Raw genomic sequence first — 16,635 nt, 5'->3', positions numbered from 1 at the left:
AATTTATACATTTCTTTGTAAATAATTCTTTACTTGCTCTACTGTCCTTAAATTGTGCCGTTGCCAATTAAGCAGAATACGATCTACATATTTGAAATTATATATTTGAGCTAAGACAGACTCTCTTAAGGCTAGTTTTATCACTTCTGGATCATAGTGATCTTCATTAATCCAAGCAGCAATTTCTTGTCTTTCAATTGGACTTAACAATCGCCCAAATTCGATCTCAAATTGTCTCACTGTTCTTTGAATCGGATTATCAGTTTTATCTTCCTTATTAAGAGATATCTCATCCACTTCTCGGTTAGATTTTAAGTTGATCATTTCTTGATTTAAAAGTTGATCTAATTTTTCATAAAAAGGCTTTAAACTATAATAATTATTTATTTTTCCTTGAGAATCATGAGTTTGCTCTAAAGAAATAAATTCTTTATTAATTAAACCTTGAATTATTTCTGATACCTCAATTGCCGAGAGATTAGTAATAGCAGCGAGATTTTGATTACTAGGAAAATAATTACCTTCTTGATCAAATACCTCTAATTGAAGTAATAGCACAAGCTCAATTTCAGAAAGATCTAATTTAGAATAATACTTAAATAATACATTCGAAAATGTAGAAAATCCATTTCTACGATAATCATAAAAATTAGCCATGATATGCCTTTCAAAAATAAAAAATTGAACTAGAAATCTCCAGTTCAATTTAATGAATATTAAGGTTGTAAACGATTAATCATTCTTGGGAATGGAATAGCTTCACGGATGTGATCTAATTTACAAATCCAGCCTAAGTATCTTTCAAAACCAATACCAAAACCAGAGTGAGGAACAGAACCATACTTACGTAAATCTAAGTACCATTCATAGTCTTTTTCATTTAATCCTGCTTCCTCAATTTGGGCTTTAAGTGTTTCATAATCACTTTCACGTTCACTACCACCAATAATTTCGCCGTATCCTTCTGGTGCTAACACATCAGCACACAAGTATTCTTTAGGATTATCAGGATTTTTCTTCATATAGAAAGGTTTAATTGCTGTAGGGTAATTTAAGATAAACACAGGACGATCGAATTGTTCAGAGATATATGCTTCATCAGGAGCTCCAAAATCGTCACCCCACTTAAAGTCTCTTCCGGCATCTTGTAACATTTTAACAGCTTCATCGTAAGAGATACGTGGGAAATTGCCTTCGGTAGTTGGTCTTAATTTTTCTGGATCTCTACCTAAAAGTTTTAATTCATATTCACAGTTATCAAGAATTCGTTTAGTTACAAATTGTAATAATCTTTCTTGAACATCAAGAGATTCATCTTGGTGCATCCAAGCCATTTCTGGTTCCATCATCCAGAATTCAGTTAAGTGACGACGAGTTTTAGATTCTTCTGCTCTAAAAGTTGGCCCAAAAGTAAATACTTTACCAAATGCCTCTGCCCCAACTTCTGCATATAATTGACCTGATTGTGATAGGTAAGCATCAGTATTGAAATAGTCAATATGGAATAATTCAGTAGTTCCTTCAGGAGCTGATTGCATCAAAATTGGCGCATCAAACTTGATAAAGCCTTCTTGTTCAAAGAAATCAACAATTGCTTTGAAAGCTTGATTTCTAATTTGCATAATCGCAAATGGACGTTTTGATCTTAACCATAAGTGACGGTGATCTAATAAGAAATCGATTCCGTGTTCCTTATTACCAATTGGGTAGTCTTCTGTATTTGTAACTACTTCAAGATCAGCAATTTGAATTTCATAGCCAAATTGGGATCTTTCATCTTTATGAATCGTTCCAGTGATGTACATACTTGCTTCTGGGTGTAATTTCTTTGCTTGTTCAAAAACTTCTTCAGAAACATTCTTTTTAAGAACAATACCCTGGAAAAATGCAGTTCCGTCACGTAATTGTAAGAACATAATTTTTCCGCTGGAACGTTTATCTGTAAGCCAAACATGCATCTTCACTTCTTCATCTACATGTTTTGGTGCATCTTTAATCGAAATTAATTCTGTCATAATTACCCACCTTTATAAATAAACTACTTTAATTATACTAAAAATCTTAAGTTATTGTTATAAAACATTATAAATTATCAACATAGAATAATTGTTTTCCAGTCTTAAAACTATAGATAGCATAGCCATAATTGCCATTAGACTTTTTATATGAAATCTCCCATACTGGTTTATTTTGATACCAGCCAAAAGTTGTCATTAAATTGTGATGCCCAGGATGCCTGGAATTAAATGCATTTTGGGTTTGAGCTCGACTTATACCTTCACTGGCTTTGTATAAGTAGGCTTTATTAGACCCTTCAAGATAGGTAAAATAGTACTTTGCTCCCTTTTTATCAGTACCCTCTACACTGTTACTTACTTTGCTTAAACTCATATGATACGTATGATTAATTTTAGTAATAGGAGTTTTAGTTAGGGCTAAATTATTGACTGTTTTTGCTTGTGCACGATAAGGATGTGTTCCAAACATGAAAACTATAAAACAGATAAAATAGATAATTAAAATAACAATAAATGTCCATAAGGCAGTTTTAAAAATTGATTTAACATGATTATTCATTATGGTCTTCCTTTAGTAATGAAATCAATTGCTTATAAGTTACTTTTTTTGCTCCTACAGGTAAAGCATTTAAGAATTGTTGACCATAATTTTTATGCCAAATTCTTTGATCAAGAATAACAAAAATACCATGATCTCTCTCATTTCTAATTAACCGCCCCGCACCTTGTTTAAATCTGATTAAAGCTCGAGGAAGTGTATCTTCTTCAAAAATACTCATATTATTTGATTGCTTCTTTAATCTTTCTTCTCTTAACTTAACTTCAGGATTATCAGGAGATTCAAATGGTAGTTTAACAGCAATCGCTAAATCTACTCCCTTATTTTTAAAATCAATCCCCTCCCAAAAACTATTGGCACCTAACAAAATGGCCTTTTCTGCAATACCAAAACGCTTAGCAATTCTTTGGTTAGAACCGGTTATGCCTTGGGCTAAAATTTCATAGTCTTTTAAATTAGGATCGTTGATAATCTCAGTAAAGACATTCTTAATTGTATCCAAATTTGTAAAAAGTACCAAAACATGACTTTGGTGTGAAATTGCTTCTTTTAAAAATTCAGCAATAAAATGAGCATATTCTGTACTATTAGGATCAAAGTTAACATTAGGATCAGATAAAGCCCAAAAACTTAAATGTTTTTCAACGTTAAATGAAGCCTTTGCTTGATAACTTAATGTGTCTTCTGGAGCTAAAGATAAATTCTTCTCCATAAATTCAAAAGAATTATTATTCATACTTGTTGCTGAAATAAATAATCGTTTGGAGAAAAAATGATAAAGTTGCTTTAATTCATTGCTAGGGTCAAGCATCATCCATACAATATTTGTAGATAATGGATCATTAACATCCGTAACTTGTAAGATAAATCCTTTCTCAGCTAAGGATTTTTTATCATTGAGCTGATCTAGCAATAGATAAGTTTGTTCAGCATAAAAGTCTAGCTGGTCTAGAGCCTCTTGAATATCTTGCACTAAAACATCATTACTTGAAATTAGATGTTCTTGTTGCTGATAAAGTAAAAACAAAACCTGATTTGTTTCTTGTCTAACTTTTTCAATACTAGTTTGAATTTGATTTAGTAATTGTTTAGTTTTGTCAGGATTAGGGAAAAGATCTTGACCTTGAAAGCCAAAGTCTACACGATTCTGTCTTTTCTCAACTCTACTAGTTGCCTGATTAAGAAATTGATAAAAATATTCTTGAGTCCGATTAATGGCATGAATTAAATTGGCAATATCGACTTCCAATTGGTCAAGGATTAAACCAAATTCCTGCTGGTTACCAAATTTTTCTTTAACCGAATTAGGACCAAATAAAAGTAAATTACGTAAATGACTAGCATTTCCCCAAAAAGATTCAAATTGTAATCCATCACTTCTTGAACTAGTTACATTATCAACAAACCGATGTGCTTCATCAACTACAAGGTAAGGATTTTGTCCCCATATTGAATCAGTAAAATGATTAGCCAAATAGGCATGATTAGTAATCAGAATATCAGCTTGTTCTTGCCGCTCACGTGCTAAATTCCAAAAATCCACTTCTGAAAAATATGTTCCAAGACGAGCATCTCCAGGATGCTGAATTTGAGAAAAGAATGGATTATTATAATTGGTTAATTGTAACTCATCAAGATCGCCAGTTGTAGTTTGCGTAAGCCAGACCAAAATTTCCATTTGCCAGACTAAGGTTTGCTGGTCGTAATTGCGTTGATATAGTGAATTATAAAAGCCATCCAAATCTAAATAATGACTACTTGACTTTACTTCTTGTGCAAATAAATCTAGTCCAGTAATATCAATTAATTGAGGAATTTCTTGACGAAAAATTTGTTCCTGAAGCACCTTAGTCGGTGTGGCAATTACTAATTTTCTTCCAGAATATAGTTCATAGGCATAAGCCATGAGATAAGAAAAAGTCTTACCACTTCCATTTGGTGCCTCGACAATCAAATTTTCTTGTTGATCATGCTCAATAAATTCATGAAGACGATTTATTAATGCGGTTTGACCCTTACGGTAACGGATTTTCCCTTTAAAAAGTTCTTTCTTTTCTTTATCACTAACTGGAAATTTATCTTCGTTTGCCCGCATGTTGGGCTCAGGTAATTTTTGTTTTTTAAGAATTAGATTTCTAACTTGAATTAAATCTTTTGATATCGGTCTTTTAGTCTGGCGTGCCATCTGACTTATTTCAAAAAAAATATAATATGTATCTCGCAGAAGACCCTTTGACAGCGTAGTCAAAAGATTAAGGGTTGCCGTAGGTAGCTGTTCTAAACGCTTAATTATTTTTAATAATAACTTGGCAGTTACGAGTGCATCTGAATCAGCTCGATGAGGATTTAAATGCTTAATTTTAAGCCGAGCAGTTAAATCTTTTAGCTTATAAGAAGGATAAGTCGGAAAAGCAATTTGTGCCAATTCAACTGTATCTATAGCTTTCCCTCTTAAAGGTTCTAAACCTGCATTTACCAACTCATAATTTAAGAAAGGTAAATCAAAATTCACATTATGAGCAATAAAAATTGTATTATCAAGAATTTGTTTGATTTTCTTAGCATAAAATGAAAAATCATAAGCATCTTTTACATCTTCATTCTTTATGCCAGTTAAGTTTTCTACTGATTGAGGAATTTCATGATGTGGGTTAATTAAAAATGAATAAGTTTTAACTACTTTTCTTTTTTTGATAATTGCACAGCCAAATTGAATGATACGATCCCCTTGTTCTCTTTGCGTACCAGTAGTTTCTAAATCTACTACAGCAAAAGTATCATTTTTAAAAGCCTGTTCCATATCTCCCACCTCCTAACTCTACTAGTCTAATTTTACTAGCTTTTGAATATCTAGCAACACTAGGTACTTAGCTTTTACTTTCTTTTTACTAAATCCATTTAGCGCAGTCTCATATAGTTTTAACTGACCTTGATATTTTTTCTTAATATTTTCAATTGCTGCTTCAAGATGACTTTTATCAATATGATCGGTCTTATAATCAAACAATACTATGCCATCATCCTCTATATAGTATCCATCAATGGTTCCATGTACTAGAATCTTGGCACTTGGATCGGAAAAATCATTAAATATTTGCTTAGCCTCAATTAAACTAGAGAACTCTTCTTCTCTTTTTAAATTTTGTGGATTTTTCCAAAACGGCTTTGCAAATTCACTATTAACAAACCAGTTAATGGCATCTTTAGAAATAAAATTCACAATATCAGGATTAAGCTTCTTCAAAGCAATTAAATTCTCAATTTCCTTATCTAAATTTTCGTTTTCCTTCTCTCCTTGATAGTCATAGTATTGAAGCAAAAGGTGGGTTGCAGTCCCAATCTCAGCTCCAGTAAAATTATTCTTTTTCAAAAAACTCGGGGTTGCATCAATTGGTTGAAGGTAACGATTTGTAGATGGAATAAACCGCGCATTTTCTAATTTATTTTCATCTGGATCATTAAAAGCTCGCTTAATCTCGGACACGGCTTGATAGGCAGTTGTATGAGTAGCATCAATGAAAGGATACTTAAAGTTATATAGCTTTTCTACCACAGAGATCAATTTAGGATTTTCTTGTCCTAACTTACTTTTTTCTACGTCATGCTTGTTATTGTGATGGCTAGTCTCATATTTAATAAAATAAATATTTTTATTATCACTAGTTATTGGAGCTAGGTCGGTGATGCGATGATCAATCGTTCGTTCTACTGCCAACTCTGGCCCAAGAAATGATAAAGGGGATGTAGCTGCAACTTTCTGGTTAAATGGAATTTTATGATGTTTATCTAAGGCTTGTTCCCATCTTGAGAAAAAATCATCTTCCGATTTACCTTTCTTTAAGGCCGCAACTAAAATCAACTTTTGTCTTGCACGAGTTAAGCCTACATAAAGAATTCTTGCTTCTTCTTCTAAATTTTCCCTTTTCTTCGCGGTATCAATTACTGATTTTACTAGAGAATCAATTTTATATTCAGGGGTCTTAAGAGTTAAACCTAAACCGACATCACTATTAATATCGTAACTATTACTTAAGTCACGCTTTTGATATTGATGGGTTAATCCCACTACAAACACCACTGGAAATTCTAATCCTTTGGATCCATGAATTGTCATTAATTTTACTGCATTATCAACATCATTACTTAATAAAGGTTGAGCTAAATCCTTTTGATTACGGCGCATTCTTTCAATGAAAGAAATAAATTGATATAACCCTTTAAAGCCAGCAGTTTCATACGAATTTGCTCGCTCATATAAAGATTGCAAATTGAGACGACGTTGTTGACCATTTGGTAAACCAGTTACGATTTCTAATAAGTGAGTTTTTTCATAAATCGTCCAAATTAATTCTGAAATTCGATTTGTCGTAGCAAATTTCCTAAATTCTTCCAATTGATTTAAAAAGTTCCTGCTTTTTTCTCCTAATTTTGAGCTTTCACTAGCATAATTAGCTACTGCATCAAAGAAATCTCCCTTTTTAGTTTTAATTCTTAGCTGTGCCAATTCTGGTTCAGTAAAATTAAAAATTGGTGATCTCAAAACGGCCACTAAAGGAATATCTTGTCTAGGATTATCAATAATCCGCAACAAATTCATAATGATAATTAATTCAAAAGTTTGAAAATAATTTTGCGCATCAGAGATAAATAATGGAATATTCTCTTTTGCAAATTCTTGCATGATCTCTAAATTATCACTACGAGTTCTGGTTAAAATTGCAATATCCGAATATTCTATCCCTCTTTTTAACTTTGTTTTAGGATCATAGACTTGAAAATGGTTTTCCTTTAATTGTTTAATTCTCTGAATAACCATTTGAATTTCAGCAAAATCTTCTTTGTCATTTGATGCAGTAGCAACTTTTACTTGATTCTCTTCTTGATCACCATAAATAAATTCACTAGTTGTATCTAGATCATCAGGATAATAATTTGCTCCAAAGACCAATTCACCTTCTGCTTGGTAATCAATCCCACCAAAATCTTTAGTTAAAACAGGGTTAAATAATCGATTTACAGTCGTCGTAACATTTTTAGTTGATCTAAAGTTGTCAGCTAAAATAATTCTTTCAGTTTGCTCATCTTGTGCAGTCGCATATGCTTCATACTTCTCCAAAAACAACTGGGGACGAGCTTGTCGAAAACCATAAATTGATTGTTTTACATCCCCTACCATAAATAAATTATTCTTGCCCTTTTTCTTAATAGCTTGAACAATTTCTTCTTGAAGTTCATTCACATCCTGATATTCATCAATCAGGATTTCAGAAAATTTATTCTGGTAGTATTCTTGCGCTAATTGGGATTTTGAAGAATCTGTTGTCAAAATTTGATATGCTAGTTGCTCCATATCAGAATAATCAAGTAAGTTTTGCTCTCTCTTTAAGCGATTAAACCGCTTAATCAAAGCTAATTCTACTTTTCCAATTGTAGTTACTAATTTCTTGGATTTATTTAATACTTTAATTTGTTCAGCTTCATTAGTAATGTAAAATTGAGCAAATAACTGATGGAGGTGCTTTGTAGCAGTATTTTTAAACGTTTTGCCTTCTTCAAAAACTTCCTTTAAATCTTCATCCCACTTTTTAGAAATACGTGCATTTCCTTCAAATTTACACAATTTAAAGAGGGCGACTTGATTATCGTAGGCTTCATCTTGCTCAATTGCCGTGATTAAATTATTTAGATTAGCTTCAAAAAGCATAAAACTTTCTTTTTGCTTAGCTAATTCTTTTTGTTCATACTGACTCAAACTTAGTAATTTTTCTGCTTGCGCTCTAATACTTGTTAACTGAGCCAATAAAAATGGTTTGATTTTTTCCTGCCATAAGTTACTACTTACTAAATCTTCACCAACTTCATAGTAATTAGCTAAATTTTTTAAAAAGCTCTCATAATTCGGCTGTGTCATCGCACTATTATAAAGATCTAACAAGAGATTGTGAGCACCATCAACCTCGCGATCGCCAGCAAAATTATCATAGAATTCAATAAAATCTTGATCATCGCGCTCTAAATATTCTTTCTCAATTTCATTTAAAGCTCGTTCACGTAAAAGAGCTGCTTGAGTTTCATCAGTTAAAACTGAAAAACTAGGATCTAATTCGATCACATAATAAAAACGTCGAATAATATCTACACAAAAAGAATCGATCGTAGAAATATTAGCAGTATCTACATTTAATAGTTGGTCACGTAAAAATTTATTATTTTGTTCTTTCTTTAGCCGCTCACTTAATTCAGTTTTAATTCTTTCCTTCATCTCGTTAGCTGCTGCTTTAGTAAAGGTAATAATTAATAAATTATCAACTGGTGTTCCCTTTAAAATCTTATTTAAAACGCGTTCAACTAAAACAGAGGTTTTACCGGAACCAGCAGAGGCTGAAACCAAAATATCTTTGCCATGATCATCAATTGCTTGTTGTTGGGCACGTGTAAAAGTTGCCATCTCAATCCTCCTTATCTAATTTTTCCTTAATTAGGTCTAACAACTCTTTCTTTTTCAAAGAAGTAATTTTATGGTAATTATTTTCTTTTAACATGGCATCAAAGAAGAAAATATCTTTAAAGTCAGAATATTGTAGCGGTGTCTTTTTATTATAACGATATGGATTAAGCTCGATATTACCATTAAGTATTTTTTGTGCTGCTTGCTCAATCAAGTAAGAATTATATTTCAAAATCTTATCTAAATCATCACTAGAAAAGCTCGTTTCTCGCGGCAAAGTCAAACTTCCATCGACTTTTCGTTTTACTCCAGTATAAAGTTCCGAAACTGCACGATCTTCTTGTAATAAAGGCTCGATACTTTCTAATAAAGCTGGGTCCTTATTTAAAATACCGTTATACATTAACTTTTTATCATTATCAGTTTTAATGTCTTTCAGACTAAAGTTAGCATAAATATTCGTATCAGAATTAAGCCGTTCCACATTCTTAGTAATGGTTTGATAAAAAGCACCTAGCAAATCAAGTTCTTTATCGCCAGCAAAGAATTCGTGATTTTTCTTCAATACATCCAAGTATGAGACCATTTGAAGTGAAATTCCATTGGCAAATAAGCCTAAATCAAACTTTTTAGCAGAGGACTTGTAATCGATAACTGCACCAATTACTTTGTCACTGTTGGCAGCAAGATCTACGCGATCCATTTTTCCTCTTAAATCAATTTGGTGCTCACCAGTTGGATTGGTAAAACTATAGTCCAATCCTTTTACGCGCTGATTGCGGCCAAAACTTAATTCAGAGTAGCGAGGTTTAAAGGTGGTTTTTTTGATATTACGGTGCCAGTACTTAGCTACATTCTCTGTTGTTTGATCTAACTGACGGAAAAGATACTGATTAAAAGGATCGGTTAAGAGTTGACGATAACGTCCCAGTTCTTGCATTTGCTGATGAATTTTAAGCAAAATTTCTTGTAATTGGGCTGTGGAAAGACTTACCAGGTCTAATTTAGTATCTTGTAAGTATTTAACTAAGCGATCAAAAGTTTCATGATAGTAATTTCCTGCTTGGACGACATCAAGTTCATTTTCAAAACGCTTATGCAGATGAAGTCCATAATTTAAGAAATACTCAAAAGAATTTTCGTAATAAGTTTCAAGTTGCGACACCGAGGTTTCAATGTTTGCTCCGTATAATGCTTGAGCAAGTTCGGGAGTTAATTGATGAGGAATATTTTTGAACTCTGTTGCTAGGAGCACTTCTTTAGTTAAATCTGGTTGCTCAGCTTGTGAAAGCTTAAGTAGTGGTGCAGCCTCGCGATAGTTTTCGCGCTTTAAGTGGGTCACATATCCTAAACTTGCAGCTGGATTAGTAATAAATGATAAAATCTCGCCACTAGATTGTGGGAGGTCGTGTTGTTCATATTCCTTTAGATTTAGGCGATTTAGAAGTTGACGATAAAAAATAGAAGGTTCAAGTTCTTCATTAGCCGTATTCAAAATAGGATAAGATAAATAAATTCTATCTTGGGCTAAACTTAATGCTCTACCAAACTGATAATTTTGATCTAAATTGTTAATCTTTTGACTATCCTCTATTTTTTGCGTTTCCTGTAAGCTTTGATTTAATTGCTCAAGATTTTCCGTGCTAAAAAAGCCAGGAATTTTTTCAATTTGTGGCAAGTCGTTACTGGTAGCTCCCATAATAAAAACTTGCTTAAACTCTTGGCCTTGAACCATCCCTAATTCAGAGATATTAACTGCATCTAAAGTAGATGGAATCTGTGAAAAGTCAGCCTCCCCAAACCCAGCTATCAAAACTTGTAAAAAACTTTCAAAATCAAAAGACTCATTAAGTAAGAGGTAATCTTTTAATAGCTGGTTCAGTGTTGACCATACTTGCTCAGGCTCTTGCGCCTTTTGTAAGTCATCTTCATTATTAGCTTGCGTACGCCAATTTTCTAATTGCTTATGTACCCTATTTTGAATTAAAAAGTTCCAAAACTTAGTTAAGGCGGTTTGAGAATCTTTTTCAACTTTTAATTCTGTAAATAACTGATCAATTTGATCAACATAGTATTTGCGCAACCTTTCTAGCCGCTCAACCTGTGCTTTAGAATCATCTAACGCAATTACTTGGGCATCAACAAAACTTTGGAGCTTGCGCGTCCATAAGTGTTGATTAATACCATGTGCCAAAGCGAAATTTTCTAGCTGATCGACATCGCTTTGAAATTCTGAATCATTATGATACCAATCTGGAACAAATAAATTACTCTTAATAAACGCAAGTAAATTATTCGTTTGAAAGCCACGCTGATAAATCTGGTATAGGTTTTCTATTGCTATTACTAAAGGGTGAAATTTCATTTTTCGCTGTAAATCATTGAAAAACGGAATTTTATTTTGACGTAAAATTGGAGTCAAATAAGTCTCATAAGCTTCTAAATTAGGTGCTAAAACTAAAAAGTCAGAATAGCGATAATTATTTAAGGCTACTTGTTGGTAAATAGTTCGCGCAACAAAGTAGGCTTCAGCATACCGCGAATCTGCTTTAACTGGTTGAACAAAACTTTCAAGCTCTTGATCAGTTTGCGTGAGATTATTCGCCCAGATATTATTTAACTTTTCACGTTTGGTTAAAGTCTTATTGACTGGAACTTCACTAACCTGATAGTTTAAAGCTTGATTTTGTAAAAAATGCTCAAGATTATTAATAGTTTTTTGGACCACATAATCATAATCACCCGGCTCAAAGTGAGAATTAATAGCACCGTTTCGAGTTTTAAATGCAATTGTCATATTTTTAGCTTTTTTAGCAATTAATTGTAAGGTTAACTGCTCCTGGCGTGAAAAATGTGAAAAGTCACTAAAATAAAATTCGATCTCTTTTAAATCATTTTCAGCTAGAAACTGATTTAAGAGTAATTGCATTTGGTCTTTTGGAGCAAACTTATTTGCTAGGCGTTCAATGTATTCTTCTGAAACTATTTTTAAATCATGAACTTTATACTTTGTTTCTTCATTTAAGTTGTCATAATCTAATTCATCTATTTCTAAATTACCCTGACGCATCATTAAAATTGCATCGTATAATTGTTTGAGCGCTCCAGGAGTTACTTCATTGTCCTTAAATAGTAACAAATCATCTTTTTTTTCTTGAACAATTTGCTCTAAAAGCATAATACTTGTAGCATCATCAAGTATTTCGGGCATAATTTGTTGACTATCTCGTAAAAAATACCAAGCTAGACGTGAAAAAGAAAGAATTTGTAAATTTTTAACTGTTACCTGGTTTTGATTAGTGAGGTTTGATAATTTATTAAGTGTTCTGACCTCAACCGAAAATTTTATATGGTTAGGTACAATTATAAATATAGGATGATTCACATCCTTATGATAAGCTTCAATTGCCTGATCCAAAATTGTATTTTGTAAATGATCAGTTTGACGTCCAGTAATAATATTAATCATTGACATTTTCTCCTTATTATTATTTTATCATAGGGATACTTAGTAAATTGTCGTTTTAAAGGATGGATCACAAAATGAAAAATAATTTATCTCTTGATGTTAAAGCACATGGAAAAGTTATCTTGATCGGTGAACACTCAGTCGTTTATGGGAAGAATGCACTAGCCATGCCAATTAAAGCTTTAAATATTACAACAACTGTCTCACCGGCAAGTGATGAAAGTACGATGAGTACCACTCATTACCACGGTCCTTACTTAAAAGCTCCCAGTGAATATGACGGTCTTAAGTATGTTTTTAAAACTTTAATGGAAAAAGCTAAGTATGATGATCCAATAGCTATTACCTATACTGGCGAGATTCCAATGGAACGTGGTTTAGGCTCAAGCGCAGTAGTAGCTTATGGTACTACGCTTGCTTTAAATAAATATTTAGAGCTAAATTTAGATGATGCTGAAATTATGGCAATTACCAATCATGCTGAAATGATTAATCATGGTAAAGCATCAGGAATCGACAGCGCAACAGTTAAAGCTGATTCAATTGTTTTCTTTAACAAAAACGATGGTCCAAAAGAATTAACTGGCTCCTTGGGTGCTACCCTATTAATTATGGATACGGGAGAATTAGGTAATACTAAAGAAGCCGTTAGTTTAGTAAAGCAGCAGTATGAAGCCTCTTCTGAAAACAAAGCTAAAATAGACCAACTTGGAATATTAGCCGATGAGACCAAAAATGCTTGGGCACAACGAAACCCACAAAAAGTAGGTAAAATTTTTAGCCAAGCTCAAAATATCCTTGCCTCTTTTGGTCTTTCGACTAAACGAATTGATCAAATAAGTAAAATTGCTCAAGCTAATGGTGCTTTAGGAACCAAACTTTCCGGTGGTGGTATGGGAGGTATTGTCATTTCTTTATGTCCTGACCAAGAAACTGCCAAAAAAATTGCGCATCTTGCTCAACCTTACTTTGCCAATTATTGGATTGAAGAAATTTAGAGGAGAAAAAGAATTTATGGAAGCTAATGTACGTGCACATACTAATATTGCGCTAATTAAATATTGGGGCAAAGATAATCAAACATTAAAAACCCCTTTAATGTCTAGCTTATCAATGACACTTGATGCTTTTTATACTGATACTAAGGTCATTCATGATCCCTCTTTGACTAAAAATCGTTTTTATTTAAATGATGTAGAACAAGATGCTGAGCATAGCAAACGCGTTTTTAATTATATTAGCCGGCTTCAAGAGATGTTTAAGGTAAATGATCATTTTGAAATTCATTCTTATAACCACGTCCCTACCGCAGCCGGCTTAGCTTCTTCTGCCTCTGCATTTGCGGCCTTAGCTGGTGCTTTTGCTAAAAGTTATAACTTAGATCTTGCTATGCCGCAATTATCGCGTTTAGCACGTTTAGGTTCAGGATCTGCAACGCGCTCAGTTTATGGTGGTTTTGTAAAATGGATTAAAGGTGATGATATTACATCAATTGCCATCCCAATTAATGAACATCCAGATTGGGATTTACATATGCTAGCAGTTGAAATCAATACTGGAGAAAAGAAAATTTCTTCAAGTAAAGGGATGTTACATGCTCAAACCTCTCCTTTTTATCAACCATGGCTTGATCGTAATGACCTAGAAATTAATGAACTTGAAGTAGCGATTAAAAATAAAGACTTTTCCAAATTAGGTGAATTAGCTGAGCTCTCAGCCAATGAAATGCATTCAACTAATTTGACTGCCACCCCAAGCTTTACCTACTTTGAACCGGCAACAATTAAGCTCATTCATCTCGTCCATAATCTTCGCAAACAAGGAATTGAATGTTATTACACAATTGATGCAGGCCCTAACGTTAAGATTTTGACTCAAGAAAAAAATATTAATTCAATATCTTCTGCTGTTCATAACCTACTTGGGAATGTTAAAATAGTTGATGCGAGTTTTGGTCCTGGACTAACTTATTTGGACTAAAAAATTTGGTAATAGATTAGAGGAATACTTATTTGGTTACTGTAAAAGCTCCTGGAAAACTGTATATTGCAGGTGAATATGCAGTTTTAGAGCAAAACTGTCCTGCTATTTTAGTAGCTGTAAACGAATTTGTACGAGTTTCGATTTCTAAAAGCAAAAGTACAAGTGGTTTAATTTATTCAAAACAATATTCACAAGATTCAATCCATTGGGTACGCAAAGGCAATAAAATGGTAATTGATAATCGTGATAATCCTTTTGAATACATCTTGTCAGCCATTAAATTCACTGAACAATATTGTTTAGAACAAGGCATCGATCTATCGGTATATGATCTTCATGTAAATTCAGATCTAGATTCTGCAGATGGAAAAAAATATGGTTTAGGTTCTTCTGCAGCAGTTACTGTTGCAACGGTAAAAGCCATTTTACAATATTACAATGTTGATGCAAGTAACGACTTAATTTACAAACTTTCTGCTATTTCACACTACACCGTTCAAGGAAATGGTTCCGCTGGCGATATTGCAGCTAGTGTTTATGGTGGCTGGCTTGCCTATCAAACTTTCGACAAGAATTGGCTTACTAATGAATTGAAACACCAGAGCCTAAGCACAATTTTAAATGAAGCTTGGCCAGGACTTAAAATTCATCTTTTAACTCCACCTACTGGCATGGAACTTTTAATTGGCTGGAGCCAAAAGCCAGCTTCTACCTCTCAATTAGTTGATAAAACTAATGCTAAAAAGGAATCTATTAAACATCAATATGAGGACTTTTTGGAAAAATCCCGTCAGTGTGTTCTAAAAATGATTGAAGGGTTTAGTTCAAGTAATATTGATCTAATTAAGCAACAAATTCGCGTTAACCGCACTATCTTAAAAAAATTTGCTTCACTTAATCATATTGCAATTGAAATTCCAAAATTGACTAAACTAATTGATATTGCTGAAAAATTTAATGGTGCTGCTAAAACTTCAGGCGCTGGAAATGGTGATTGTGGAATCGTTATTGCCGATTCTTCTACTGATATTTCTGAATTAAAAAATTTGTGGCGCAAGAATGGAATTTTACCATTAAATTTCAAAGTTCATTCATTAACCCATTAATTTAAGGAAAATTATGTCTCAAAGATCTCAAAGAAAAGAAGAACATCTTGCATTAGCCAAGATGTTTTTTAATAAAGAAATACCTTCAGATTTTGATTATATTCATTTGATTAGACCTGCGCTACCTGAAAGTAGTTATCAAACAAAAAGTATTAATACTCGCTTATTTGGTAAAACTATCGCTGCCCCTATCTACATTAATGCAATGACTGGTGGTTCACAAACTTCCCTTCGTATTAATAAGACATTAGGTCAAGCTGCTGCTAAAGCAAATATTCCTTTAGCTTTAGGGTCAGCTAGTATTTTAGAAAAAGAACCTGACCAACTTCAAAGTTTTTATGTAGCTCGTCAAGAAAATCCTGATGGTCTCCTATTTGCAAATGTTAATCCTAATACCTCTTCTCAAAGTGTTAAAACGATTGTAAGAGATTTAAATGCTGATGCCCTACAAATTCATCTAAATACAGTTCAAGAAGCAGCTATGCCAGAAGGAGATAGAAACTTTTTCTGGCTTGATAACCTTAAGGAAATTAGAAACTCCATTGATATTCCAATTATTATTAAAGAAGTTGGCCAAGGATTAGATAAAGATACCATTACAATCTTACAAAAAGAGGGATTTGAGTATTTTGATCTTGGCGGAAGTGGGGGAACTGATTTTGCAAAGATTGAAAATTCCCGTCGTCCCCATCATGAACTCAGCTTCTTAGAAGATATCAATTTATCTACCCCAAAAGCACTTCTATGGTTGCAAGCAGCTCACGATTTTCCAAAACAGTTATTTGCCTCAGGTGGCATTAGAAATAGTCTAGATATTTTTAAATGCCTTGTGTTAGGAGCGAATTTTGTTGGAATGGCCAGTCATTTTTTAGAATTTGCTTATCGTGGTACTGATGAATTAACTAAAGAAATTGAAAATATTAAGGATCAACTTGTAATGCTAACGGCATTATTTGGCCTATCAGACATATCTCAAGCCAAAAAAGTTAAATATTATTTAGATAATAATTTATATATTTTTTCTAAACAAATAAACTAGACCAAAATAGACG

At 33.0% G+C, this 16,635-nt stretch carries 10 protein-coding genes; 4 read left to right on the top strand and 6 right to left on the bottom strand.

Annotation, left to right across the window (positions count from 1 at the left end):
• Positions 1-3: 3 nt before the first annotated feature.
• The 6 genes from FP432_RS02010 to FP432_RS01985 form a co-directional block, all read right to left on the bottom strand.
• Positions 4-657, bottom strand: a complete 654-nt coding sequence (locus FP432_RS02010) for a DnaD domain-containing protein (protein WP_265489199.1) — start codon at positions 655-657, stop codon at positions 4-6.
• Between the two features lie 59 nt (positions 658-716).
• Positions 717-2,015, bottom strand: a complete 1,299-nt coding sequence (asnS, locus tag FP432_RS02005) for an asparagine--tRNA ligase (RefSeq protein WP_265489198.1) — start codon at positions 2,013-2,015, stop codon at positions 717-719.
• 67 nt (positions 2,016-2,082) lie between these two features.
• A complete protein-coding gene (locus FP432_RS02000; RefSeq protein ID WP_265489197.1) occupies positions 2,083-2,577 on the bottom strand; it encodes a hypothetical protein in 495 nt (164 codons plus the stop codon).
• Entirely contained in the window at positions 2,570-5,377 is a 2,808-nt protein-coding gene (locus FP432_RS01995; protein ID WP_265489196.1) for a helicase C-terminal domain-containing protein, read from the bottom strand. Before FP432_RS01995 ends, FP432_RS02000 begins: the two co-directional genes overlap by 8 nt.
• Before the next feature lie 21 nt (positions 5,378-5,398).
• Positions 5,399-9,025, bottom strand: a complete 3,627-nt coding sequence (addA, locus tag FP432_RS01990) for a helicase-exonuclease AddAB subunit AddA (RefSeq protein ID WP_265489195.1) — start codon at positions 9,023-9,025, stop codon at positions 5,399-5,401.
• Between the two features lies 1 nt (position 9,026).
• A complete protein-coding gene (locus tag FP432_RS01985; protein ID WP_265489194.1) occupies positions 9,027-12,494 on the bottom strand; it encodes a PD-(D/E)XK nuclease family protein in 3,468 nt (1,155 codons plus the stop codon).
• A gap of 74 nt (positions 12,495-12,568) precedes the next feature.
• Here FP432_RS01985 and mvk point away from each other — a divergent pair, with 74 nt between their 5' ends.
• The 4 genes from mvk to fni are packed head-to-tail and all read left to right on the top strand — an operon-like array spanning position 12,569 to position 16,622.
• Positions 12,569-13,492, top strand: coding sequence for a mevalonate kinase (gene mvk / locus FP432_RS01980; protein ID WP_265489193.1), 924 nt, complete (start codon positions 12,569-12,571; stop codon positions 13,490-13,492).
• A gap of 16 nt (positions 13,493-13,508) precedes the next feature.
• Positions 13,509-14,474 (top strand): diphosphomevalonate decarboxylase, encoded by a 966-nt coding sequence (gene mvaD / locus FP432_RS01975; RefSeq protein ID WP_265489192.1) that lies wholly within the window; start codon positions 13,509-13,511, stop codon positions 14,472-14,474.
• Between the two features lie 32 nt (positions 14,475-14,506).
• Entirely contained in the window at positions 14,507-15,583 is a 1,077-nt protein-coding gene (locus FP432_RS01970) for a phosphomevalonate kinase (RefSeq protein WP_265489191.1), read from the top strand.
• A gap of 13 nt (positions 15,584-15,596) precedes the next feature.
• Positions 15,597-16,622, top strand: a complete 1,026-nt coding sequence (gene fni / locus FP432_RS01965; protein ID WP_265489190.1) for a type 2 isopentenyl-diphosphate Delta-isomerase — start codon at positions 15,597-15,599, stop codon at positions 16,620-16,622.
• The last annotated feature ends 13 nt before the right edge of the window (positions 16,623-16,635 follow it).

Source organism: Lactobacillus sp. PV034 (assembly GCF_014522305.1).
Taxonomy (GTDB): Bacteria; Bacillota; Bacilli; order Lactobacillales; family Lactobacillaceae; genus Lactobacillus.
Note: the sequence above shows the minus strand (reverse complement) of the source record. Positions and strands in the feature narration are given on the sequence as shown.